Origin of the sequence: Paenibacillus sp. JGP012 (assembly GCF_014203995.1) — a bacterium.
Lineage (GTDB): Bacteria > Bacillota > Bacilli > Paenibacillales > Paenibacillaceae > Paenibacillus > Paenibacillus silvae.
Genome location: NZ_JACHKG010000001.1, coordinates 1 through 24,624 on the forward strand (window position 1 = coordinate 1; position 24,624 = coordinate 24,624).

A 24,624-nucleotide genomic window follows, 5' to 3' on the forward strand; every position below is an offset into this window, starting at 1 on the left:
CCGCCGAATGGCGACTGGTGATGCAACATGAACATTTTTTAAGTTCGGTGTTTCAGCAAAATAAATTTACATAAATTAGATATTCAACACGCGTGATAGTTTCCAAGTGAATTAGTTCTTATGGTATATGAATATTTAGGTATTTTAGTCTATAATCAATTAACATATTTACAATTAGGAATAAAAAAATGACAAGGAGTTGATCTAATCAGATATGGGGAGCATTTCAGCAGATAGGCAGAAGCAATTGGATTATATGGGTTTAGGTGCAAGGGATTTGAAGCTGCTTGCGGACCATCGGCCTGTCTTTGAGAAGGTGGTTGAGGAAGTGGTGGATCATTTCTACAATCATGTAGGCAATTACCCGGAACTGATGGAACTGATTGCACGCTTCTCTAATATCGACCGGTTGAAGGAAACGCAGCGAATGTACTGGTTATCCATGACAGACGGCATTGTGGACGATGCTTATATTGAGCAGCGTATTGCAATCGGATTGGTTCATTCCCGAATCGGTTTATCTGAAGATTATTATCTGGGTACATATATGGTTTATTTGGACATTGCAACAAGTATATTTCAGCAGGTTATTCCGGATTCATGGCATCTGGTTGTACAGGCATTAAGCAAAATGTTTAATCTGGATTCACAGCTGGTGCTTGAAGCATATGAAAAAAAAGAGAAAGAGAAGCTTCACCAGCTCGCTGCAGATCAGAATAATACACTGCTGGCGATTACGCAGATTACCCAACAGCTTACGGGCATGATCAGTGAATTGAACGAAAATGCAATGTCCATCTCGAGTGTAGCAAATGAAACGGCAGTATCTCAGGAGCAGGCACATACACTTCTGGAGGAACTGACGGGAGAGATTCATCAAATAGGCAAAATGGGCGAGCTGATTCGTGAGATTTCGGATCAAAGTCATCTTGTCGGTTTGAACGCTGCGATTGAAGCAGCGCACGCAGGAGAATTCGGTCGCGGATTTGAAGTGGTCGCAAGCGAGGTCCGCAAACTGGCCGCCAGTTCCCGTGAGGCACAAGGTAAAATTCAGGCCAATCTGCAGGAGATTATGAGAAAACTGAGCAGTGTGCAGCTGGAGTCCGAGCGTACGTCCAAGGGCGCAAGAAGCCAGGCTTCACGTTCATCCGAACTTGCCGTATTTGCGACAACGATGGAGAAGCTGGCGCTGGATCTGAAAAAATTGGAGCAGTAACATGGATTCGCAGAGATTCATGTCGCATCGATTACCGTTTCGGCATGTAATAAGCTATAATGAGTAGACAAACCTGCCAATGGTATAGATAATATAGCCGAAGACAGGCGATTTATGAAGAGGTTGAGGTGATTAGATGGCTTCTATCCATGATGTGGCCAAAGAAGCGGGCGTATCCGTTGCAACCGTTTCCAAAGTAATAAATGACTACCCGGATGTTAGCGAAAAAACACGTAAAAAAGTGAATTCAGCCATCGAATTATTGAAATATCAACCCAATGTGGTCGCGCGTGGACTGGTTAAGCGCCGTTCATGGACAGTTGGTGTGCTGCTTACCGTTCCGTTTACGAATCCGTTTGTTGCCGAATTACTTGAAGGTATCAAAACAGCCTTGGAAAACAGCGGTTATGATCTCGTTCGCTTATCTACAAGATTTGATGATCCTACATATTCATTTATTAAGCATTGCCGCAGCCGAAACGTGGATGGTGTTGTTGTTTTCGGGGAAGGCCGGGAAAATACAAGTATTCAGGAACTGGTTACAGCCGAGATTCCAACCATGTTTATTGACACAGATTTGTTTGGCAAACGTGCAGGATACATCACAACGGACAATGTTAACGGGGTTGCCATGGCGGTCAAACATCTCTATGAGCTGGGGCATCGTAAAATTGCTTACATTTCAGGCACGCTGGGACCTGCTGTAGCTAATCTGCGTCTGGATGGGTACAAGGAAGGACTTCGTTTATGTGGTATTCCGTATGCAACGATATATCTCGAGGTATGTGACTATTCCTTTGATGGTGGTGCGAAGGCAGCACGGCGTTTATTGGCTCTTCGCGAACAGCCTACAGGTATGATCTGTGCATCTGATATGTCTGCCTTTGGAGCTATTCACGAGATTGAGAAGCATGGTTTTCGTGTGCCGGAGGATATATCAGTCGTTGGCTTTGATAATACGTATTACGCAGAAGTGTTCAAACCAAGTTTAACAACGGTGAATCAGAACATTTATACGATCGGCATTCGGGCGATCGAATATCTGATTGCTATGATTGAAAATCCATCTTACACACCGCCAGTGGTTACGGAGCCTTCGCATTTGATTGTTCGTCAAACGACAGCACCTGTGAATGAAATGTATTCTGAAGTACCTGCACAGCCATGAGGCTGTGCTTTTTTTTTTTGAGGCAGACAAGTCGGTTTTTCGTTATATAGACACATCAAAGGTAATCAGAAATATAAAAAGAGGGGGAAGGACACTAAATTTCCATATTTACAGTAAAATGCACAATGGCATAAATTTAATTATGTAATCGCTTACTTTTGTTAAGGGCAGGTTCCCCAGGGCATTATCGGGCTCACTTGAGGAGGTTAAGGACCGTGCATTGAATGTTCCTGATCCCACATCCGTGCAATCGTGTTACTGGTTGCCAGAGAATAAGGCAGCAGAGGATATCCATGCATGCAGAAGTGTGTCGTGAAAAGCCTGAAGTTTGACCGCGTTACAGGATGGATGAAGAAATTCATAAGGAGGAGTTTACGTGCGGGGAAAATGGTTGAGGTTATGCTTGGCAGCGGTTTTGATGGTTAGCTTGCTGCCAGGTCTCGGAGCAGGAGAATGGAAGGCAAGTGCAGCGAATGCGGGGGATATTCTGTTATCTCATTCGTTTGAAGATGGTACAACGCAAGGCTGGACAGCCCGAGGTGGAGTAAAAGTCGAAGTGACAGCTGATCAGGCGTATCAAGGCAAACAGTCCCTGCAAACAACGGGCCGTACAGAGGCTTGGAATGGTCCTTCGTTATCCTTGAGCGATGTCGTCCATAAGAATGAAGTTGTGGAAATCTCCGGTTACGTGAAACTGGTACCTGGCTCAGCTCCGGCTGATCTGAAATTTACTGTGGAGCGCCAGGATGGTAATGGGGATACACAATATGATCAGGTCAACGCAGCTGAGCAAGTGACGGATCAGAAATGGGTGAAGCTCCAAGGTCAGTACAGCTATGAGCAAGGCAGCAACCTGGTTCTTTATCTGGAAAGCACAGATGCAAAGGCTGCTTACCTGCTGGACGAATTCCAGATTCGTCTCGTTAAACCTGCGCCAGAGAATCCGGGTGAGCCGGGAGAACCAGGCCAAGCGCTGTTCAAGGCCGATTTTGAAGATGGAAATGTCGGGAACTGGCGTGCCCGGGGTACGGAGAAGCTGGAGGTTGTCAGCGGCATCGGACATAACAGCAACCGCAGCTTGAAAACCTCCTCCCGCAGCGAGACTTATCATGGACCGCTTGTAGAGGTTCTGCCTTCTCTGCAAAAGGGAAGCACGGTTCATATCTCCTTCTGGGCGATGTATGATGAAGGACCTGCAACACAGGTCATTAACGGTTCCCTGGAGAAGGAGTTCAATCGTGACACAGCTAACCTGGAATATGCTACGTTTGCCTCCACAACGCTGAACAAAGGCCAGTGGAAGAAAATTGAAGCAGACATTATTGTGCCAGCTGAAAGCACAGGCATCAGCGGCTTGCGCATGTATGCCGAAACACCGTGGAAGCAGTCTTCCGAAGTGACGGAAACAGATACGATTCCTTTTTATATTGATGATGTACAGATTACTGCTACCGAAGCGATTGCTATCGAGAAAAATATTCCGGACTTGGCCAAGACGCTAGGTACGTCGTATGCGCTTGGGGCTGCCATTGATCAGACGGCACTGGACCCTAAAGACCCGCACTCTGAACTGCTGACGAAACATTTCAAAAGCATTACGGCAGGGAACTTCATGAAAATGGATGCAATGCAGCCTACAGAGGGCAACTTTGTCTGGTCTGAGGCGGATAAGCTTGTCAACTTTGCTGCAGCGAACAACATGCAGGTGAGAGGTCATACGCTGCTCTGGCACAGCCAGGTGCCGGATTGGTTCTTCACCGATCCAAATGATCCATCGAAACCAGCGACGCGTGAACAGCTGCTGCAGCGCATGAAAACACATATTCAAACGATTGTGAGCCGTTACAAAGGTAAAGTACACACATGGGATGTAGTCAATGAAGTCATCTCGGACGGTGGCGGTCTGCGTAATCAGGCAAGCGGTTCGAAATGGCGTGATATCATCGGTGATGTGGACGGCGACGGGGATGACAGTGACTACATTGAACTGGCTTTCCGTTATGCACGAGAGGCTGATCCGGATGCGGTATTGGTCATCAATGATTATGGCATTGAAGGCAGCGTCAGCAAGATGAATGACATGGTTAAACTTGTGGAGAAGCTGCTGGCGAAAGGCACACCGATTGATGCCATTGGTTTCCAAATGCATGTATCCATGTATGGGCCAGACCTGAAACAAATCCGTGAGGCATTTAACCGTGCTGCGGCTCTGGGGGTTCACATTCAAGTGACGGAGCTGGATATGTCCATCTATTCCGGGAACTCCGAGCAGGAAAAACCGGTCACAGACGAGATGATGCTTGAGCAGGCATATCGTTATCGTGCACTGTTTGATCTGTTCAAGGAGTTTGATGATCGCGGTATAATGGATAGTGTAACGTTATGGGGACTTGCGGATGACGGCACATGGCTGGATGATTTCCCTGTCAAAGGCAGAAAAGATGCACCACTGCTGTTTGATCGCAAGCTGAAAGCCAAACCGGCTTACTGGGCACTGGTTGATCCTTCAACGTTACCCGTATATCGAAACGAGTGGACGGCATCCCAAGCGAAGGTATCCTTGCCTGATCGTAAAGGACAGGAGGATGTTCTCTGGGGAGCAGTCAGAGCTCTGCCATTCTCTCATGTTGTCGAAGGGGCTTCAGGCACAACTGGAGAAGTAAAAACGTTATGGGATGGAAAAAAACTGAATCTGCGCATTGAAGTGAAGGATGCTACACGTCTTAAAGGTGATCAGGTTGAGGTTTTTGTAAGCCCGGAGGATACGACCGCCGGCAAGAAAAACAGCACACCGAAGGACGGTCAATACATCTTTAACCGGGATGGCGGGAAAGGCAAGGATGAGAAGCTGTATCAGGTGAAGGAAAACAAGTCGGGATATGTTGTCTATGCATCCCTGCCGTTATCCTCTGCTGACCTGGCCGCAGGCAAGGTACTGTCTCTCGATTTCCGAATTACAGATAAACAGCCTAATGGCAAAACCTCGATTGTGGTATGGAATGACACGAACAATCAACAGCCGCAGAAAGCGGAGAATCGGGGCAAGCTCAAGTTAGGCTCTGACTTGAAACAAGCTAAAGTCACGTACGGAACACCAACGGTGGATGGCAAGGAAGATAAACTGTGGAAGAAAGCCGTGACAATTGCAACAGACGTCAAGGTAGAAGGCAATTCCGGTGCCAAGGCGAAGGCAAAGCTGCTGTGGGATGAAAAGTATCTTTATGTATGGGCTGAAGTCAAAGACCCGCTGCTTAGCAAAAAAAGCGCCAATGCACATGAGCAGGATTCCATTGAGCTGTTTATTGATCTGAACAAAAATCAGTCGAGCAGTTATGAGGACGACGATGCCCAGTACCGTGTCAATTTCAACAATGAAACTTCCTTTGGCGGCAGCCCGCGCAAAGAGCTGTTCAAATCAGCTGCCCGTCTGACGAAGGAAGGATATGTTGTTGAAGCGGCGATTCCACTGGAAAATGTTCGTGCCAAGGAAAGCAAATGGATTGGTTTCGATCTGCAGGTGAATGATGATGGTGCAGGAGACGGAAAACGCAGCAGCGTTTTCATGTGGAGTGACCCATCGGGCAATTCATACAGGGATACATCCGGTTTCGGCAGTTTGCTGCTGATGAAGAAATAGCATTGTTGTGTTCAAGCTCTGAAAAGGGTTGTTAAGACTAGGCTGAGACACCGTAAATGAGGGATAAACAGGCTCTGCTTCTGGAAATAAGTGTTGATTTTCAGGGCTGGGACGTTTAGACTATAGACATTCAACATAAGCGGGTTTCAGATGTATGCCATCGGTTTAAGACTAAGTCGCTGGTCGCAAAGTCAAATGATGCGGAGGGAGTGCCTGTCATCCGGACAGCGCACTCGCTTCTTTTTTACATTTAACATACATATGAGGTATTGCCCGGCTGAAAGGACAGAGTGAGTGGAGCACATACATGGAACGTACAATCTACAACTTGTTATTTTATCCTATATCATTGCTTCGTTAGCCTCTTATGCAGCACTTGATCTTGCAGGCCGTGTATCCATGACGAGCGGAAGGGCGCGTCACTGGTGGATTGCTTGCGGTGCCATCTCTATGGGACTGGGCATCTGGTCCATGCATTTTGTGGGCATGCTTGCGTTTGTGCTGCCTATGCACGTTTCGTATTCGACGGATAAAGTTATTTTATCCGTGCTGCTTGCTATTGCTGCATCGGGAGTCGCGCTTGATTTTGCTGGACGGAAGTCTAATAAAATAAGCAGGCTGGTTATTGCAGGGCTGCTCATGACCACTGGCATTACCTCTATGCATTATGTGGGGATGGCAGCAATGTCTACACCGGTGACATACAAGCCGCTGCTTGTGGTTTTATCGGCTGTCATTGCAGCTGTGGCTTCTTTTGCGGCGCTATGGCTCATGTTTTATTTTAACCGCCGCGATTCAAAGCATGACTGGGTCTACAAAATTGGCAGCGGACTCATCATGGGTGTGGGCATTACAGGCATGCATTATACCGGGATGGCAGCAGCTCATTTTCATCAAAGCACGGTAATTCCTGATACGTTGACCCGACAGATTGAGTCGGAGGTACTTGCATATTTGATTGCTGCGGGCACCATTATTGCGATCGGGCTTACGTTGTTCGGAAACTTTATCAATCAACGGATGTCCCAGAAGGATCAGCGTATTCGTGAGAACGAGCAGTGGTATCAGGCGCTGTACCATAATCATTCAGATGCCATCATTTCGGTGGACAGAGAAGGTATCATTAAAGGGATGAATGCAGCGGTAAGCACAATCACAGGCTACTCTGAGAGAAAGGTGATTGATCGCCCGGTTCATCAGATTGTAGAGCAAATTGAGATAGAGTGTACGAGTAGTGATAACATGTACGAATGGGATAGTCGGGATATGGAACAGAAGCACTATACGGCGAAAATGAGAAATACACAAAATGAACTGCTCGACTTGAGTATTGCAGTCATTCCAGTCATTATTGATGATTCCCATGTGGGCAGCCACATTCTGATTAAAGATATTACCGAGGAAACGCAGGCTCAGGAAAACATTCGTCATCAGGCTCTGCATGATCCACTTACAGGGCTGCCTAATCGGCGTAAATTGGATGAGGTACTGGCTAAGACGATTCACGTTTGCGGAGAAAAGCAAGCCAGATTCGCTGTTATGGTAATGGATATTGACCGCTTCAAGATGATTAACGATTCTCTGGGTCATTCCATCGGAGACGTGTTTCTCAAAGAAGTTAGCGACCGGATTGTAAGCACCATTGAAGCATCTCATCCTCAGGCGATGTCCAATGTTACGCTGGCCCGTATGGGCGGGGATGAATTTACGATGGTGGTTACAGGAGAGCAGGCGAACGAGCAAGAGATTATTCGGCTTGCCGAAGAAGTTGTTAAATCGATCCAGCAGCCGTATCGTTTGAAGGAAAATGATTTTTATGTTACTGCAAGCATTGGGATTGCGATGTATCCTGAGCACGGGGCAGGAACGGATGCGCTGATCAAACATGCAGACTCTGCGATGTATGAAGTGAAGAAAAATGGCAAGAACGGTTATCAGTTCTACACAGCCCAGCTCGACTCGGAACTGTATGAGCGGATTGAGCTGGAAGGGTATCTTCGGAAAGCGCTGGAGCGAAACGAGATGTTGCTGTACTATCAACCTCAGATTCGAACTCATGACAGCCGAATGATTGGAGTCGAGGCTTTGATTCGCTGGCAGCATCCAATGAAAGGGCTGCTTGCACCGAATGTATTTATCCCGCTCGCCGAGGAGACGGGGCTGATCTATGATATTGGTAACTGGACGCTGAGGGAAGCCTGCAGACAGATGAAGCTGTGGCATTCAAGCGGCGGGCCGCTCATACCGGTATCTGTGAACTTGTCCAGTCAGCAGTTTCACCAGTCGAACCTGGTGGAGCAGGTCAAAAATGCATTGATCGAGACGGGGCTGGAGGCCCAGTATCTGGAGCTGGAAATTACGGAGAGCATGATGATGGATGCTACCGTATCAACGGCAATTCTCAACGAGCTTACTGCCCTCGGTGTGAAGATCAGTCTGGATGATTTCGGTACGGGGTACAGCTCCCTGAGTTATCTGAAACATTTCCCGATTCACAAGCTCAAGATTGATCGCTCCTTTGTTACCGACATTACGGAAAGCCATAGCGATCAGGCGATCGTGGCTACGATTATCTCCATGGCTCAGAACCTCAAGATGGAGGTCATTGCTGAGGGGATTGAGACCAAAGGACAGCTGGACATCCTGATGCAAAATGATTGCAGAGAAATTCAGGGATATTATTTCAGTCGCCCGTTACCAGCAAGCGAAGTAGAGCACAGTTTCTTTGTACCGCTTCGAATGCTGGGAAATAGTAATGAGGCACTTCATTCTTTATAACATAGAAAAGCGGCAAATCTCGTTAATTAGAGATTTGCCGCTTATTCGTTCCGTAAATTTAATATAAAGTTGGGGTACATGTTAGAGTGCCTGTATTGTTGTTGTGCTATAATAATCAATAAGATTTTGATCAAAGGTTTTGTTATATGTTCAAAGGAGGTTGCAAGGGATGAACTTTAGTCTGAAGGCTCCTGATGGCACCGTCATTGAATCCTATGAGAAAGATCATAAGGAATTCATTCGAATTGCCGGCTTGGAATATGAAGTGTATAACCCGGTGGATGAGCTGGATTCCGATCCGGAAATACGACAAATGATTGAAGCATCTGAGAAAGACATCGAGCAGGGCAAGCTGTATTCAACAGATGATTTGATTGAACAGGTGAAGCGTGGTGAGCTGTAATTGATGGTTCAATGGACCGCAACGGCGATGAACCGACTTCGTCAGATTAAGAGTGAACATTTTACAGATCAGGAAACGATGGAATATAAAATGAATCTGATTCGCCGTGTGGAACAGAAGATAGTCACTATGGGCACATTAATGCCGTCCCGTGAGTACCGCAATACCTATTACTGTATCGTGGATTGATACGTTGTATCTTACAAAGTGTTGGACAAAGGTGAACGATATGTGATCACTTCATTTAAACATAGTGCAATGGATCGTAAATATCGATTTTAATCACAGAAGAAGCTATGCAAAAAAGATGATATAACATACTAAGCGGCAAGTTCCCGATTTTCAGCAGGGACTTGCCGCTTTTGTGTTACCGTAATATTAACACTAATGCTCAAGTAAGCTTAACTTCAATACTCACAAAAACTTGCGATGGTGCTTTTTGCCGTCATAGGTGAACCAGATCGGTTTTTCCTCCACACGGGTCTCGACGTGCACCGTGCGCCCCCAGAGGCGGTACAGATACGGAAGCGTACGCTCCATGTATTTCAGGTCCAGCTCAATGCCTTCATACTGGTGTTTCAGCACCAGCTCGCCAGTACGCAGATAGTCTGCGTCCTGTACGACCAGATACGGCGAACCGCCGTTAATGCGGGAGAATACAAGCTGGTCGCGGATGTTCTCCCAGGACTTGTCGGTAATCTTCCAGTCCGGGCCTTTTTTCTCGAACACGTAGAGATCCAGGTCTTCTGTTAACTTCTTGGTCATGTAGTTGCGGATGAAGGAGGTGTCCGAGTCGAACTCGCGTACCTCGAACATTTTGGCCCGGCCTTGACCCGGCTGTCGGCCCCAGCGTTCTTGCTCCTCACGCGTAGGGTGGTCCCAGCGGCGTTCGATGTCCTCGAAGATTTTCAGTCCCAGATAATATGGATTGAGGCTCTGCTTGGATGGCTGCACGACAGAAGAATTCAGCTTGGCAAATTCGATCGTATCCTCACTGCTCAGGTCGAGCTCGCGTATAATACGCTGATGCCAGTACGAAGCCCAGCCTTCGTTCATGATTTTGGTTTCCATCTGCGGCCAGAAGTAGAGCATTTCCTCGCGCATCATACTCATAATGTCCCGCTGCCAATCGGTGAGCACCTCGGAGAACTCCTGAATAAACCACATAATATCCTTCTCGGGCTCCGGCGGGAAATGATGCACCTGTACGCTGTCAGCAGGTTTTTCTTCAACCTGCAGCTGGTCGAGTGACCACAGGTCGTCATACTGACCTTCCGGTTTGGGTGTTTTCTCCCCACGCTGCTCACGGATTTTCATCTCCATGTACCGCTGTTTATCCAGGTGTCGCGGTTTGATGAGCTGCGGGTCTACATGCTCCTGAATGGCGAGAACGGCATCGATGAAGGATTCTACGGCCTCTGTACCGTACTCCATCTCATAGTTGCTGATGCGGTCTGCCGTGGCGGCCATGCTTTCGACCATATTGCGGTTGGACTTGGAGAAGCGGGCATTGTTTTTGAAAAAGTCGCAGTGAGCCAGCACGTGGGCTACAATCAGCTTGTTCTGGATCAAGGAGTTGCCATCGAGCAGAAAGGCGTAACAAGGGTTGGAGTTGATCACGAGCTCATAAATTTTGCTAAGACCAAAATCGTACTGCATCTTCATCTTGTGAAAGGTTTTGCCAAAGCTCCAGTGGCTGAACCTCGTTGGCATGCCGTACGCACCAAAGGTGTAGATGATATCCGACGGGCAGATCTCGTAGCGCATCGGGTAATAGTCGAGGCCGAATCCATCGGCAATCTCCATAATTTCGGCAATGGCGTATTCCAGTTCGCGGATTTCATCGGTCATCCCAGGCTGCCTCCTTCTCTTTTTTGAAAAAAGCTGCGAAGCGCTTTATACACTTCACCTTTTTCCTTGATGACGTAATACATAAACTGATCGATCTTGATATGGCGATAGGCGGACATCAGTGTGCTGCTGCGGTTGTACTGGTTCACCTCACCGTACCCGAACATGTTGCTGCGCTTCATCAGCTCTCCGATCAGCTTCACACATCTCTCATTATCCGAGGTCAAATTATCGCCGTCCGAGAAATGGAACGGGTAGATGTTATAGCTGGAAGGCGGGTAACGCTTATCGATAATATCCAGTGCTTTCATGTATACAGAGGAGCAGATCGTGCCGCCGCTTTCGCCGCGAGTGAAAAATTCCTCTTCGGTCACTTCCTTGGCTTCGGTATGGTGGGCCAGAAACACGATCTCAACTTTCTCGTACTGACGACGCAGGAAACGGGTCATCCAGAAGAAAAAGCTGCGGGCGCAATATTTTTCAAATGACCCCATCGACCCGGAGGTATCCATCATGGCAATAATGACCGCATTGGACTGAGGGATAATTTTGTCTTCCCATGTTTTGTAACGAAGATCGTCCGGACTGATATGGTGAATGCCCGGATTGCCCGTGGTTGCGTTGCGGCGCAGGTTCTCCAGTATCGTACGTTTCTTGTCGATGTTGGACTGCATGCCTTTTTTGCGAATATCGTTGAAAACGACGGTATGTGTCTCGATCAGATCTTTATCTTTCTGTTTCAGGTCCGGCAGCTCCAGCTCGGCAAACAGAATGTCTTCCAGTTCCTCGATGCTGACCTCGGCTTCAACAATGTCATGGCCAGGCTGATCGCCAGCCTTTTCGCCCTTGCCGGGCTTTTGAGACGCAGGGTCACGACCGATGACATCGCCAACCTGGCTGTCCCCGTCCCCTTGACCGACATGTTTTTGCTTCTGGTAGTTATACACAAAACGGTACTCATCCAGACTGCGGATTGGTACCTTGATGATTTGTTGTCCATCGGACATGATAATATTTTCCTCAGTAATCAGATCAGGCAGATTCTGCTTAATGACATCTTTCACCTTTTGCTGATGGCGCTGCTGGTCCTGGTACCCTTTGCGGTGAAGCGACCAATCTTCCCGGGATACGACGAACGAGTAAGGCTGGTGTGAATTTGACATGTAGGCACCCCCCATTGATTACGCGGCACAGTTTGGCCTGTCGGTAATTAAGTATATTCACGGGCAGGGACGATATGTGATGCGGACTCAACTAAAATGAATGAAATATGCCGGAATCGCTTTACGACACGCTGATCAACGGTACATGCCGAAATTTTACAAAAATCATGATCCGATGTGATGTCTTTCCTTTACAATAGAGGAAATAGACTGATTCTGAGCATCGAATTTTGATGCGTGTAAAGGAAGGATTATGTGTGGATAAACGTGCGGTAAAAGCCTGGATTATGTATGACTGGGCCAATTCGGCTTATGCAACAACGGTACTGGCAGCAGTGCTGCCTGTATTCTATGCTTCTGTAGCAGTGGCGACAGTCGATAAGGATACTGCAGCTTCCTACCTTGCCTACACACATTCGATCGGAATGCTGTGTGTGGCACTATTAACGCCTTTATTGGGAACGCTGGCTGATCTGTCTGGACGAAAAGGCAACTTTCTGCGTGTCTTTACGATCACTGGAGTTGTCGCCACATTAGGTTTCAGTGTAATCGGAGAAGGGGATTGGCTGCTTGCCTCTGCACTGCTGGTGTTATCCACGATTGGTTTCGCCGGTGGCAATACGTTCTATGATGCCATGCTGCCCGATCTTGTCCCGGCAGAACGAAGGGATATGGTGTCTTCCAAAGGGTATGCCTATGGTTATATTGGCGGTGGGCTGCTGCTCGCCATCAATCTGCTGATGATTCAGCAGCCAGGCTGGTTCGGGTTGCCGGATACACTGGCTGGCACGAGACTTGCATTTGTTTCGGTTGCGTTATGGTGGCTGCTGTTTTCCATCCCCATTTTCCGCCATGCACCGAGACGACCAGCATCTCCTGAGCTGCCTGCATCGTGGACGGGATATGCCAAGGTGGGCGTACGGCGCTTGCGTCAAACCTTTGGTCAGATTCGGCGTTTTCCGCAGCTGCTTCGCATGCTGGTGGCATTCTGGTTTTTCAATGATGGCATTAACACCATTATTCTCATGGCAACCATCTACGGCACAAGCATTGGCATAGGTACAAGTGACCTGATGCTGGCGCTGCTGCTTACACAGTTCATCGGTTTTCCGTGTACACTGCTGCTTGGTGCATGGGCTCAGCGGTGGGGAGCGAAGCGGGTGTTGATTGTAAGTTTAAGCGTATATATCTGTATTGTCGTTCTTGGATATTTTATGAACCAAGCGCTGCATTTCTATATTCTCGCCGGGCTCGTTGGGGTGGTGCAGGGGATAAGTCAATCGACCGCTCGTTCTCTGTTTAGCAACCTGATGCCGGCTGGTCGCACGGGAGAGTATTTTGGATTCGTTAATATAACAGGCAAATTCGCTTCGATCTTTGGTCCGTTCGTATTCGGTTATGTTGGACAGATTACGGGCTCCACGCGCTGGGGTATTCTGTCACTGATTTTCTTTTTTGCAGCAGGCATTGTCATGCTGTTGATGGTGAATGTGCAGAGAGGGATACAGGACGCCGGGTTAGCTGATCAGGAGGAACAGGAACGCATCCGAGGCATGAATATAGCGGGGAATGCGACAGGTGTGCCATTTACTCATTAAATGCAGTCCGGATTGTTCGCTGAAGTTTTATCAAGGCTCCAGACACTGCTCCTGACAGAACAGAGGTCCGGGGCCTTTTGGCATGCGCACATAAGCATCATTAAATGAAGAACCAGTGAACGTGAAGAAATTAAAATTATGAAAAGGTGAAAATAAAAGATTGACATGATACATATTGTATCATAGAGTAATGGTATAAATACATATTGTATCTGAGAGTGTCGAAACGGCCTGTCAATGACAAAACATGATCACCCGGTCGATCCGATCCCACACCGCATATTTATTAATATACAGAGGAGAGGCTGCCATTGATAGATACGCAAGGAAACGGACTTGTCTTTTTGTTATGCATTCCTCGAAGTGGCAGTTCGTTATCCACAGTGATGCTGCAAAATCACAGCCGTATATTTGCCACACAGGAGATGTGGTTCCTGATGAATCTTGTTGATTTATCCAGGGCTGACGCTCGCGCATACGGTGGTAGTTCCATTATTCGTCAATTTTATCAAGCGATGGTGTCCGAAGAACATTACGAAAAGGCATGCAGAAGCTTTGCTCTTGAAATATATAATGGGTTCCTGGAAGGGAGCGGAGCAGACTTCATCGTTGATAAATCTCCGCGGTATTATTATATGCTGGAATGGCTGGATCGTTTGTTCCCTCAGTCCAGACGTATTCACCTGCAGCGCAATCCCCTTTCTATAGCGGCATCCTTCAAAAAAGTAAATCGCAATATCGGCGAAGGCTTTAATCTGACGGAGAGTCTTCACAGCTCAAAGCTTAATATGAAGGCTATTGATCTTACACTTGGATTAGCTCGTTTAGATGCGTACTTCAGCGAGCCACATCGCTTAGCCTATGTATTGAAATATGAGCAGTTGGTGATGAGACCGCAGGAAGAGCTTGAGAAGTTATGTGTTTTTCTTGGTATTTCTTATGAACAGGGCATGGAACGGTACGGGCAGTATGTGAACAGTACCAAAGCGGACATGTTTTATAGTATGGGGGTGGGAGATCCTTTCCTTTCAACCCATGAGGAAGCACATCAGGATTCTGTTAACAACTGGAAAAACATACTTGATCGGCAAGAAATTGAATTGTACTGCCGTGTACTGGGAGCGAATCTGTTTCACCGGATGGGATATAGTGAGCAGCTGATGGAAGCGGAACAATGGACAGGAGTCCGGGTGGCAGCTGAGCCCGATCATGAAGTTATGGAGCGGCTTCACCGGCAGCTGGCCGCAGCAACGGGATGTAGCTGGGAGACGGACTACCGCATGAAGGCACCGGGCGAGGGTGACATCGTGAAAGTGGACTCGGTTCAAAGCGACGCAGGGGCTGAGCCTTCTGTGAAGCCGGACCCGACACTTGAGGCGATGGTTACGATTAGACAGCTTCAGGCGGCACTTAGGGCAGCAGATCAACGCCTGGAACATGGCTATACCGAACAGCAGCGTTTGAGGAAGCAGCTTGCCTCTGCTCACCATAAATTGCAGCGAATTAAATCATGGATACCATTTGGTCATCAGATCAGCGCGTGGGCATCCCAGCGTAAGATGGTTCGGGGAGGAAAGTCATGAGTGCCATAGCGGGAATTGTACATATGAATGGTCAACAGGCGCTATGGGAGGATAGCTGGCGGTTATATGCCAGCCTTGGACATATCCCGGCAGATACGACGGGGGTATGGAAGGGGGATGAAGCCTTTCTCAGCTGTCATGCACAGTGGATCACACCAGAGTCCATCTACGAGAGATTACCTCTGTATGACGAAGAGAGCAGATTGACGATTACCGCTGATGCCATTCTAGATAACCGTGAACAGCTGGCAGAGCAGCTGCGAATTTCAAGATCAGCACTCGTCGCTATGGCCGACAGTGAGTTGATAATGCTGGCATATCAGCGCTGGGGAGAAGAGGTGGCCTCATATTTGCTGGGCGACTTTGTGTTTGCAATCTGGGATGAACGCCGCCGCACACTGTTTGCTGCGAGAGATATTACAGGCATGAGAACCTTATATTACCGTCTTGATGGTCCGCGATTTGCATTCTGTACGTTGATGAAACCCTTGCTTGAACTTGAAGGGGTTCAGAAGTCACTTGATGAAACCTGGTTATCTGATTTTCTGGCTATACCTGACATGCTTGATACGGCAAATATTCACGCAACGGTGTATCGCGGAATAAATCAACTGCCCTCAGCGCATACACTCACGTTTCGAAGCGGCAAGGTCGAAATTAAGCAGTATCATCGCTGGGATAACGTGGAGCCGCTCAGGCTCAAATCAGATGATGAATATATAGAGGCTTTTCGTGATGTATTTAGCCAGGCTGTCGGAGCACGCTTGCGAACACATAGACAGGTCGCTGCCGCTTTAAGCGGTGGATTGGACTCAGGGTCCGTCGTTGGATTTGCATCTGGCACCCTTCGAAGCCAAGGAAAGCAGCTACATGCTTACAGCTATGTGCCTGTTCCGGATTTCACTGATTATACGTCGAAAACATTACTGGCAGATGAGCGCCCTTTCATTCAGTCTACGGTTAGTCATGTAGGCAATATCTCGGAAAACTATCTCGATTTCGAAGGTCGGAGTCCGCTCAGCGAAGTGGATACATGGCTGGATATGCTGGAGATGCCTTATAAATACTTTGAAAATTCATTTTGGATACGCGGATTTTATGAAAAAGCGAGTGAACAGGACGCAGGTGTTCTATTAACAGGAGCACGCGGTAATTTCACCATTTCATGGGGGCCTGCACTGGACTATTATGCCAGCTTGCTGAAAAGCGGCCGTTACTTCCGCTGGTTCCGCGAAATGCAGCAGTACAGCGGACGGACAGGTATGGCATTATCACGCATCGCCAGAATTACAGGCCGGAAGGCTTTCCCACAATGGTTTCAAACGAAAAATAAGGGTACAGCTCCGGCGTCAGGAGCACCATTGATACATCCGGACTTTGCCGCAAAAACAGGTGTGCTGGACCGACTCGGCTCCATCATCGTACAACAGGGTGGTGCACAGGCTGATGCGCTTAAAGTACGGGCCGACAAGTTCAATAATCTGGCGATTGCAAATAAAAATGGAACTGTCGCTACCAAATGCTCTCTTAGGTACAGAGCATGGGAGCGTGACCCGACGAGTGATCCGAGAGTCATTCGATTCTGTCTCGCTGTACCCATTGAGCAGTATGTGCGTCAAGGGACCGATCGCTCCTTGATCCGCCGCGCTGCATCACCGGAATTGCCGGATAAGGTGAGACTCAATCAGCGTGTAAGGGGAGTACAGCCTGCGGATTGGCTGCATCGCATCCTGCCTGATTGGGAGGCTTTTACTTCCGAACTTAGGACATTATGTTCTGACAGTCAGGTTGCAGGCATATTAAACACGGATCGGATTAGCACAGCTCTGTCTAACCTGCCGAGTCCGAGGCCTGAGCTGGCATCTCATCCAGACTTGCGGTTAATGATGCATAGCCTCATTGTATACCGGTTTATTCAGAAGTTCTGATTCATAGTAAAGAGCGCGTGGCCCAGTGCTCATGAAAGGAGGTGAATTCGATGCAAAACGAAAAAAAGGAATGGCAAGCTCCGGTACTTGAAGTATTGGAAGTTAATAAAACGATGGCAGGTACTGGCTACAGACAAATTGACTGGATTACGGATCATGATGCTGACTTATACGATCCAACAACGTCTTAATTCTGTTTTCCCATAGTAAAACCATACTTATAGGGCGGAATTGCAGCCAGTCAAGCTTTTTCGCCTCCGCCCTAATATTGAGCATATGAATATCAGGGCTTTTTCTTATATTTTTACACGAAGGAGGCATCCTTATTGTTGCCTGTGCATTATGAAGCTTACGGGTTAATCTGGTCGAGCCAGATATTTATGCCCGAATTGCAGCTTGCGACACCAGAAGCAGGGACGGAAAGGCAAGTTGATGTGCATATGGAGACCCGTGATCTGACGGACTTATGGACGAAATGGGATGTCGGGAGCGACAACTTTGTGGCACGGGACGGTTGTCTTTTTTTCAAAATCGAAGATACAGGTTTGTTTTTTATGGAGCAGGGCAAACGAATTATGGTATCCCCTGTACCGGGTGCGGATGAGAAAAAAATTCGGTTATTCCTCCTTGGGACATGTATGGCCGTCATTATGATGCAGCGTGGCATTCTTCCACTTCATGGAAGCGCTGTTGTTGTGGATGGATGGGCGTACGCATTTGTCGGGCATTCGGGTGCGGGGAAATCTACTTTATCCGCTGCGCTTGCTTCACGCGGTTACCCGCTTCTCACGGATGATGTCGTTGCGTTGACCTGGGACGCTGGTGGAAGAGCTATCGTATCGCCGGGATATCCGCAGCAGAAGTTATGGCAGCCCAGTCTGGATGGCTTTGGCATGGATAAGCAAAACTATGCAACTGTGCATGCAGAAATCACGAAGTATGCTATACCGGTCCAGCATTATTTTTACGAGAGACCCGTCCCGCTTGCAGCAATATTTGAGCTTGTACCACAGCCGGAGCACGAACCTGGACCCGTGCAGCTGGAGCAGGTTACTGGTCTGGAGCGTCTTCATTTGTTATGCTCGCATACGTTTCGCGGGGGACTGATCGCACGTCAGGGTTTGGCCCAATGGTTGTTTGAAACAGCTTCAAGACTTTCGGCCAGTGTCGAGGTTAACAGATTAAGCAGGACAGGTTCACATTTTACGGCATTTGAGATGGTAGAGCGAATCATTACTCATATACGCAAAGGGGTGCATACAGAATTATGACAGCCGGCACAAAAATCAATGCGAATGACCGGGTCAAACGTAAAGAGGGAAATCTGGTCAGTGATATGGGCGGGGAGAAGGTCATGATGAGCATCACTTCCGGCAAATATTACAATCTGGGAAACACAGGTGGACGGATATGGGAACTCATTGCCGAAGAGCAAACACTGGAGCAATTGATTCAGGCACTCGCGGCAGAATATGATATTGAGCCTGAACGATGCGGTGAGCAGGTTATGTCTTTTTTGGAGCATCTGCTGCGTGAAGATTTAATCGAAGTTACCGTATCCAGCGGAGTATGATGAGATGTTTCGTAAAATAAAAGCCTTTTTCAAGCTCTCCGGTTCGATGCGACGTTTGGTGTGGGAAGCTTATGTTCTTCTTGCCTGGGCACGGATACAGAAGGCGAAGCCGTTCGCTAAAATGGCTCAAGGGCTTGGCGCTCCGATGTTCGAAACGCCGATGACCGGGTTGAACCGCGATCAGATCGCTATGATAAAGAACATATCAAAGGCAGTTATAATTGCCGCCAAATATACGTTATGGGAAAGCCGCTGCCTTGTCATGGCTGTAGCCGCAATGAAGATGCTGGAACGACGTCATATTGAAAGCACGCTGTATATGGGGACAGCACGGAACGAGCAGGGACAACTGAAGGCTCACGCCTGGCTGCGAAGCGGAAAACTGATCGTGACTGGAGCAGACACGATGGACCAATACACGGTAGTTGGCGTATTTGGCAAACGATGTCCTGAGAAGGGAGCAGGGGAGATTGTCTATGACACATGAAAGCGAGCAGTATGCAGCAGAGTTCCCGAAGGAGCTCAGACTGATCTTGAGCATGCTTAGAGGGGATATGACAGCTCTGACTTCCGAGGAGATTGAGAGCCGACTGCATGGTGTGGATTGGTCGCTTTTTTTACGTCTTGTCTATCATCATCGACTGTATTCTGTAATGTATCTCTATTTGAAAAAGGAGACAGCGCTGCCCGTTCCTCAGGCGGTGATAGAAAGCTTGAAACAACAGTATACGATGAATACGTTCCGTATGCTGCATTTAACGGCCGAGATGGAGCAAGTTTGCGGAGCTTTTCGTGAGCATGGCATTCGAAACATTACACTGAAAGGTCCCGCAATGGCTCATGATCTGTATGGAGATGTGTCCATGCGAACCTCCAAAGACCTGGATATTTTAATTCCCGTTCAGGATGTGGAGGCTGCCGGAAGCATACTTCAGGGTCTTGGATACCAGTGCAAAGAGGGAGAACGAGCTCTGACGGTTCGCAGCTGGAAGTGGCGTGAGCATCATATCTGTTATATTCATCCGGTCAAGCGAACACAGATCGAGATTCACTGGCGGCTCAATCCGGACTCCGGCCGGGAAAGCGACTTTGAATCGTTGTGGCAGCGAAGCCGATTCAGTACGTATGCCCAGACACCTGTACGCATGCTGGAAGCGGAGGATTTATGGGTGTATCTGGTGACCCATGGCGCAAGGCATGGCTGGTTCAGGCTGCGCTGGCTGCTCGATATCGACCAGATGATTCGTACGATGCCACTGGATATGAAGAAGATCGAGCGGCGCTTGAAAGCAGAAGCACGTTTGTCCATCGGTTCGCAGACTTTACATCTCGTTTCGAATCTGCTGCATACCCCGCTGAATGATGCATATAGATCCATCATGTCGATGAATGCGCGTGCTGGAAAACGTTTGGCTAGAGAAGGTGTGCTGTTTATAAAGGATATGCTGGACAGTCCGGCAGATTTAAACCAGTATAATTCTTATTTATTTGCCCTGCGCAGCACCAGGCAGAAATGGTTTTTCTTTATTGAGCGTTTATATCCAAGCACATGGGATGTGCACCAGCTGCCGCTTCCACGTTCACTGTACTTTTTATATTTCCCGTTACGCCCGGTTCTCTGGTTCTGGCGGCGCTTGAAAAGGAGCACGGTGACAGAGAGGGGTAAAGTATGAAGTCGGAATTACGTTATTTTATGCGAAAGCTTCACCACGTTACGGGGCCTGTATTATATTGGAATCTGCTAGGTATGGTCTGCATTGGTTTAATGGAGGGCATCGGCATTTATATGCTAGTTCCAATGCTGAGTCTGATCGGCATTTTTGATATGGGCACTTCCGGAATACACATTCCTTGGTTAACCGACTTTCTCCATCGATTCTCGCAGCATTATCAATTAATCCTAGTATTGTTTACCTTTGTACTGATCGTGTCAGGACAGGCGTGGATGCAGCGCCTTCAGACGATTCGCAATGCCCGCATTCAGCAGCAATTTATACGAACGCTGCGTATGGAAACCTACAGCGCCATCCTGATGGCGAAATGGTCCTTTTTTCTCCAAAAACGAAAATCCGATTTTAACCATATATTAACGACCGAGCTTGCACGTGTCAGCCAGGGGACGAGTATTATGCTGCAAATGGCCGCTTCGCTTGTTTTTACTGCGATTCAGATTGGCCTGGCCTTCTGGTTATCTGCCAGGTTAACCGCGCTTGTACTTGTCTGCGGTCTCGTTTTATTTTTCCTGCTCAGAACGTTTGTGAAACGTGCGAAACGCATCGGAGATCAAACAACGGAATTGTCACAAATGTATTATAACGGGATCACCGAGCATTTTAATGGAATCAAAGACATCAAGAGTAACATGCTTGAGCATTCACATATCCATTGGTTTGATCGGATGTGCAGACGAATTGAGCGCAATGTTGTGCAGTTCAGTCAGCTCAATACGGGTACACAACTGATTCATCGTGTGTCTGCGGCGTTAATTATCGCAGCGTTTATCTATTTATCCCTACGTGTGATGTCAGTGCCTCCAGCCAGCTTGTTATTGATTATTTTGATTTTTTCACGATTATGGCCAAGATTTACAGCTATTCAGTCCAATCTGGAGTACATAAGTTCCATGCTGCCTGCATTTCGAATCGTGAGAGAACTGCAGGTACAAACCGGGAAAAGCCGTGAAATCAGTGACAGTATAGTTGCAGCCCCACAATCTGCTGCTGCATCGGCTCATTCTATCGTTCCCATGGATCTCAAGGACTCCATTATCTGTCAGGATGTATATTACCGTTACGAAGGAAATGATAACTATTCATTGTCGAATGTGTATGCAGCCATTCCAGCCAAAGGAATGACAGCGATTGTTGGTAAATCGGGGGCAGGCAAGAGTACATTAATTGACCTGATTATGGGGCTTATGCGGCCTGAGAGCGGGAACATCCTGATCGACGGGAAATCTTTGACCGAGGAACGACTGCTTAGCTGGCGCAGTTCCATTGGTTATGTATCCCAGGACCCTTTTTTGTTTCATACGAGCATTCGTGAAAATTTACGTCTGGTCGATCCTGACGCGAGTGAAGAACAGATGTGGCGGGCCCTTCAGTTTTCTGCTTCTGCCTCGTTTGTTCGCAAGCTCCCCCAGGGGCTGGATACAATCATAGGGGATCGCGGAATCCGCCTGTCAGGCGGTGAGCGTCAGCGTCTGGTGCTTGCCCGCACGATGCTCCGTAATCCTTCCGTGCTGGTTCTGGATGAAGCCACAAGTGCGCTGGACAGTGAAAATGAACAGTATATTCATGAAGCGCTTGAGCAATTAAAAGGGCATGTTACCATTATTGTTATTGCCCATCGCTTATCCACCATTCGTACGGCAGACCGCGTGATTGTTCTGGAGGAAGGACGTGTGATTCAGGAGGGCGGTTATCAGCAATTATCCGCAGATCCGGTGGGCACGTTCAGCAGATTGCTGAATATGCAGGCTGGTGCTGCCGGGCAGTAGAAGAAATGTATTGTGTATGAGGGGGATTCAATGATCTTGTTCTCGAATGAGTCAACGTTAGAGTGGATGAGTAAAGGCGTACCGTTTGCGGTACGCCTTTGGCACTTCAAGGTCTGCTTGGCATTAGAGTTTGAATTGGAAATTAACCGGTCAGGACCGAGCCGGGCTTCAAAGGTAGATGTAATGCTCCGATCTGCTGCAGATGCTGAATGATGTCCTGAACCGCTTCTTCAATGGTGCATTGTTCTGTATCTATGATGAGGGAAGGGCATTGCGGAACATCATAAGGGGCAGAGATGCCTGTAAAATGAGCAATTTCACCTCTGCGAGCTTTTTTGTAAAGGCCTTTGGGGTCACGTCGCTCACATTCTTCTATGGAACAACGTACATAGATTTCAATGAAATCATCTGGTTCAAACATGTTGCGAACCATGGCCCGATCCGAATCATGTGGAGAGATAAAGGCGGAGAGCACAAGCAATCCTGCATCAACCATCAGCTTGCACACTTCTCCGATCCGTCTCAGGTTTTCCTGCCGATCTGCTGCAGTAAAGCCAAGGTCCTTGTTCAGTCCATGCCTGACATTATCTCCGTCCAGTACATAACTGCGGACTCCCTGCTCGTGTAAGTATCTCTCTAGTGCAAAAGCAATGGAGGACTTGCCCGAACCGGATAAACCTGTAAACCACAATGTACGGCTGTGATGCCCGTTATTATTTTCGCGATCCTGCCGGCTTAGACTTGATGCTTGCCAGGTAATGTTGCGATCTTCGTTCGACATGTTATCCCGCCCTTTATACCTGTGATTTGTATAATATTTTAACATATTTACTAGATTATAGACTATGAATGTTTTCTGCAAAATAAGCGTGAAGGGTCTGTATATCGGGTATAGATGTTATACATATAGAGCAGGAGGCCAATATTTATGCGTGAACACATTCAAAACATACAAGTAGGATTCAAATGCCCTGATTGCGGGCATGACGTGAGCACGCATTTTCTACAGGAACAAGTAAGCACCGTTCGCTGCGAGGGCTGCAATCGAGCATATACGCTATTGAAGCCGACGATTGGAGATGAGATTTTGCTGGATTGGGAGCAGGAGGCGTTGTATCACAAGCTGCGGGCGGAGCGTTCGGAAAAGGACAACCATAACATGTCGGCACTTATTATCAAAGTCATTGAGTTGCTTACCTGGCGCGATCAGGGTGACGGTCAGACCCGTGCTATTCAAACAGTGAAGGAGTGGCTGGCTACCAGCGGCAAGCCGCAGACTTTGCTTGAACTGTTTCATCAACCTACATCCATTAAACGTGAAAATAAACGGTTGTAGCCTTAATGTTACATAATATAGATGCTCCTGCGGCATATTACCTGAAGGTGTTTGTAAAGCTATATATCAAACCGAATATTCAGGAACAGGAGCGGATAACATGAAGCGAATCGTTCGCTATCTGCTGCTCGGCTTGTTAACTGTTAGCATGCTGGCATCATATGCAGAGGCATCACCCATTAACGGAGCGTATCACTTTGGTTTTAAGAAAAGTCAGAACGGTCAGCTGCCTTCAATTGATCAGGAAGGGTTCAAATCCATACTAGAACATAATCATGCCATTTTTCTAGGGGATACCAAACAAAAAGAATTATATCTGACGTTTGATAACGGCTACGAAAATGGCTTTACCCCTGCCATATTGGATGTGCTGCGAGCCAAGAAGGTACCGGCGGCTTTTTTTGTCACAGGTCATTATCTCAAGGATCAGCCTGAGCTAGTGAAGCGAATGGCGGCTGAAGGCCATATCGTGGGCAACCATTCCTGGAGTCATCCTGATATGACTCGAATCTCCAATGGCCAGATTAAAGAGGAACTGGAGAAAGTAAAATCCGAGATAGAGCGGCTTACAGGGCAGAAGGACACCTTTTTACGTCCACCCCGTGGTATCTTTAACAACCGTACGCTTGCCGAGAGTTATGCGCAAGGATATATTAATGTGTTCTGGTCTGTAGCTTATAAAGACTGGGATACCAATGTTCAGCGGGGAGCACAGTACGCTCACCAGCAGGTGCTGAAGCAGCTTCATCCAGGGGCAGTGATTTTGCTGCATTCGGTGTCCAAGGACAATACCGAGGCACTTGGCTCCATTATTGATGAGGCACGAAAGCAGGGATATGCATTCAAAAGTCTGAATGATTTGAAAACAAAAACGTATTAATGTTGTCGGGT

Annotated in this window: 20 protein-coding genes; 17 read left to right on the forward strand and 3 right to left on the reverse strand. The window is 47.7% G+C overall.

All coding sequences use genetic code 11. The features are described from left to right. The first annotated feature begins 214 nt into the window (after nucleotides 1–214). From HNR77_RS00005 to HNR77_RS00030, 6 genes are all read left to right on the forward strand, one after another. Nucleotides 215–1,216: a globin-coupled sensor protein gene (locus HNR77_RS00005; RefSeq protein WP_184179405.1), complete on the forward strand. Its 1,002-nt coding sequence runs from the start codon at nucleotides 215–217 to the stop codon at nucleotides 1,214–1,216. Between the two features lie 136 nt (nucleotides 1,217–1,352). Continuing rightward, nucleotides 1,353–2,384: a LacI family DNA-binding transcriptional regulator gene (locus tag HNR77_RS00010; protein WP_184179408.1), complete on the forward strand. Its 1,032-nt coding sequence runs from the start codon at nucleotides 1,353–1,355 to the stop codon at nucleotides 2,382–2,384. Nucleotides 2,385–2,760: 376 nt separating this feature from the next. Then, nucleotides 2,761–6,021 (forward strand): endo-1,4-beta-xylanase, encoded by a 3,261-nt coding sequence (locus tag HNR77_RS00015; RefSeq protein ID WP_184179411.1) that lies wholly within the window; start codon nucleotides 2,761–2,763, stop codon nucleotides 6,019–6,021. A gap of 294 nt (nucleotides 6,022–6,315) precedes the next feature. Further along, the gene (locus tag HNR77_RS00020) at nucleotides 6,316–8,799 is read left to right on the forward strand and encodes a bifunctional diguanylate cyclase/phosphodiesterase (RefSeq protein ID WP_184179414.1); all 2,484 of its coding nucleotides are present in this window, start codon (nucleotides 6,316–6,318) and stop codon (nucleotides 8,797–8,799) included. Between the two features lie 169 nt (nucleotides 8,800–8,968). Further along, nucleotides 8,969–9,202 carry a hypothetical protein gene (locus HNR77_RS00025; RefSeq protein WP_184179417.1) on the forward strand — a complete coding sequence of 78 codons (234 nt, stop codon included), beginning with the start codon at nucleotides 8,969–8,971 and terminating at the stop codon, nucleotides 9,200–9,202. Between the two features lie 3 nt (nucleotides 9,203–9,205). Continuing rightward, on the forward strand, nucleotides 9,206–9,391 hold the full coding sequence (locus HNR77_RS00030; RefSeq protein WP_184179420.1) for a hypothetical protein: 186 nt from the start codon (nucleotides 9,206–9,208) through the stop codon (nucleotides 9,389–9,391). Nucleotides 9,392–9,616: 225 nt separating this feature from the next. On the opposite strand, the gene HNR77_RS00035 is transcribed toward HNR77_RS00030, so the two are convergent. Next, nucleotides 9,617–11,053, reverse strand: coding sequence for a SpoVR family protein (locus HNR77_RS00035; RefSeq protein WP_145403048.1), 1,437 nt, complete (start codon nucleotides 11,051–11,053; stop codon nucleotides 9,617–9,619). Next, the gene (gene yhbH / locus HNR77_RS00040) at nucleotides 11,050–12,216 is read right to left on the reverse strand and encodes a sporulation protein YhbH (RefSeq protein WP_145403047.1); all 1,167 of its coding nucleotides are present in this window, start codon (nucleotides 12,214–12,216) and stop codon (nucleotides 11,050–11,052) included. Before yhbH ends, HNR77_RS00035 begins: the two co-directional genes overlap by 4 nt. A gap of 257 nt (nucleotides 12,217–12,473) precedes the next feature. On the opposite strand from yhbH, the gene HNR77_RS00045 reads away from it, so the two are divergent. The 9 genes from HNR77_RS00045 (at nucleotide 12,474) to HNR77_RS00085 (ending at nucleotide 22,397) form a co-directional block, all read left to right on the forward strand. Beyond that, entirely contained in the window at nucleotides 12,474–13,814 is a 1,341-nt protein-coding gene (locus HNR77_RS00045; protein WP_184179423.1) for an MFS transporter, read from the forward strand. Nucleotides 13,815–14,125: 311 nt separating this feature from the next. Then, entirely contained in the window at nucleotides 14,126–15,397 is a 1,272-nt protein-coding gene (locus HNR77_RS00050; protein ID WP_184179426.1) for a sulfotransferase family protein, read from the forward strand. Then, the gene (locus HNR77_RS00055) at nucleotides 15,394–17,325 is read left to right on the forward strand and encodes an asparagine synthase-related protein (protein WP_184179430.1); all 1,932 of its coding nucleotides are present in this window, start codon (nucleotides 15,394–15,396) and stop codon (nucleotides 17,323–17,325) included. Before HNR77_RS00050 ends, HNR77_RS00055 begins: the two co-directional genes overlap by 4 nt. A gap of 50 nt (nucleotides 17,326–17,375) precedes the next feature. Further along, entirely contained in the window at nucleotides 17,376–17,516 is a 141-nt protein-coding gene (locus tag HNR77_RS00060) for a paeninodin family lasso peptide (protein WP_184179433.1), read from the forward strand. A gap of 135 nt (nucleotides 17,517–17,651) precedes the next feature. Beyond that, entirely contained in the window at nucleotides 17,652–18,596 is a 945-nt protein-coding gene (locus HNR77_RS00065) for an HPr kinase/phosphorylase (protein WP_184179436.1), read from the forward strand. Further along, a complete protein-coding gene (locus HNR77_RS00070) occupies nucleotides 18,593–18,898 on the forward strand; it encodes a lasso peptide biosynthesis PqqD family chaperone (protein ID WP_184179439.1) in 306 nt (101 codons plus the stop codon). The genes HNR77_RS00065 and HNR77_RS00070 overlap by 4 nt, the downstream gene beginning before the upstream one ends. 4 nt (nucleotides 18,899–18,902) lie before the next feature. Continuing rightward, nucleotides 18,903–19,385, forward strand: coding sequence for a lasso peptide biosynthesis B2 protein (locus HNR77_RS00075; protein WP_184179443.1), 483 nt, complete (start codon nucleotides 18,903–18,905; stop codon nucleotides 19,383–19,385). Then, on the forward strand, nucleotides 19,375–20,571 hold the full coding sequence (locus HNR77_RS00080; protein WP_184179446.1) for a nucleotidyltransferase domain-containing protein: 1,197 nt from the start codon (nucleotides 19,375–19,377) through the stop codon (nucleotides 20,569–20,571). Before HNR77_RS00075 ends, HNR77_RS00080 begins: the two co-directional genes overlap by 11 nt. Beyond that, the gene (locus HNR77_RS00085; protein ID WP_184179449.1) at nucleotides 20,568–22,397 is read left to right on the forward strand and encodes an ABC transporter ATP-binding protein; all 1,830 of its coding nucleotides are present in this window, start codon (nucleotides 20,568–20,570) and stop codon (nucleotides 22,395–22,397) included. Before HNR77_RS00080 ends, HNR77_RS00085 begins: the two co-directional genes overlap by 4 nt. A gap of 142 nt (nucleotides 22,398–22,539) precedes the next feature. On the opposite strand, the gene cysC is transcribed toward HNR77_RS00085, so the two are convergent. Further along, entirely contained in the window at nucleotides 22,540–23,178 is a 639-nt protein-coding gene (gene cysC, locus HNR77_RS00090; RefSeq protein ID WP_184179451.1) for an adenylyl-sulfate kinase, read from the reverse strand. Nucleotides 23,179–23,325: 147 nt separating this feature from the next. Between cysC and HNR77_RS00095 the strand changes: the two genes are divergently transcribed. Next, a complete protein-coding gene (locus HNR77_RS00095) occupies nucleotides 23,326–23,733 on the forward strand; it encodes a hypothetical protein (protein WP_184179455.1) in 408 nt (135 codons plus the stop codon). A 100-nt stretch (nucleotides 23,734–23,833) separates the two neighbouring features. Further along, a complete protein-coding gene (gene pdaA, locus HNR77_RS00100; protein ID WP_184179458.1) occupies nucleotides 23,834–24,613 on the forward strand; it encodes a delta-lactam-biosynthetic de-N-acetylase in 780 nt (259 codons plus the stop codon). Nucleotides 24,614–24,624 lie beyond the last annotated feature (11 nt).

Bases quoted from the DNA above. Each gene is read 5' to 3' on its own strand.
- HNR77_RS00060 (WP_184179433.1), top strand. From the start codon at position 17,376: ATGCAAAACGAAAAAAAGGAATGGCAAGCTCCGGTACTTGAAGTATTG.
- HNR77_RS00010 (WP_184179408.1), top strand. From the start codon at position 1,353: ATGGCTTCTATCCATGATGTGGCCAAAGAAGCGGGCGTATCCGTTGCA.
- HNR77_RS00055 (WP_184179430.1), top strand. From the start codon at position 15,394: ATGAGTGCCATAGCGGGAATTGTACATATGAATGGTCAACAGGCGCTA.
- HNR77_RS00085 (WP_184179449.1), top strand. From the start codon at position 20,568: ATGAAGTCGGAATTACGTTATTTTATGCGAAAGCTTCACCACGTTACG.
- HNR77_RS00095 (WP_184179455.1), top strand. From the start codon at position 23,326: ATGCGTGAACACATTCAAAACATACAAGTAGGATTCAAATGCCCTGAT.
- HNR77_RS00070 (WP_184179439.1), top strand. From the start codon at position 18,593: ATGACAGCCGGCACAAAAATCAATGCGAATGACCGGGTCAAACGTAAA.
- cysC (WP_184179451.1), bottom strand. From the start codon at position 23,178: ATGTCGAACGAAGATCGCAACATTACCTGGCAAGCATCAAGTCTAAGC.
- HNR77_RS00005 (WP_184179405.1), top strand. From the start codon at position 215: ATGGGGAGCATTTCAGCAGATAGGCAGAAGCAATTGGATTATATGGGT.
- HNR77_RS00080 (WP_184179446.1), top strand. From the start codon at position 19,375: ATGACACATGAAAGCGAGCAGTATGCAGCAGAGTTCCCGAAGGAGCTC.
- HNR77_RS00075 (WP_184179443.1), top strand. From the start codon at position 18,903: ATGTTTCGTAAAATAAAAGCCTTTTTCAAGCTCTCCGGTTCGATGCGA.
- HNR77_RS00025 (WP_184179417.1), top strand. From the start codon at position 8,969: ATGAACTTTAGTCTGAAGGCTCCTGATGGCACCGTCATTGAATCCTAT.
- HNR77_RS00035 (WP_145403048.1), bottom strand. From the start codon at position 11,053: ATGACCGATGAAATCCGCGAACTGGAATACGCCATTGCCGAAATTATG.
- yhbH (WP_145403047.1), bottom strand. From the start codon at position 12,216: ATGTCAAATTCACACCAGCCTTACTCGTTCGTCGTATCCCGGGAAGAT.
- pdaA (WP_184179458.1), top strand. From the start codon at position 23,834: ATGAAGCGAATCGTTCGCTATCTGCTGCTCGGCTTGTTAACTGTTAGC.
- HNR77_RS00030 (WP_184179420.1), top strand. From the start codon at position 9,206: ATGGTTCAATGGACCGCAACGGCGATGAACCGACTTCGTCAGATTAAG.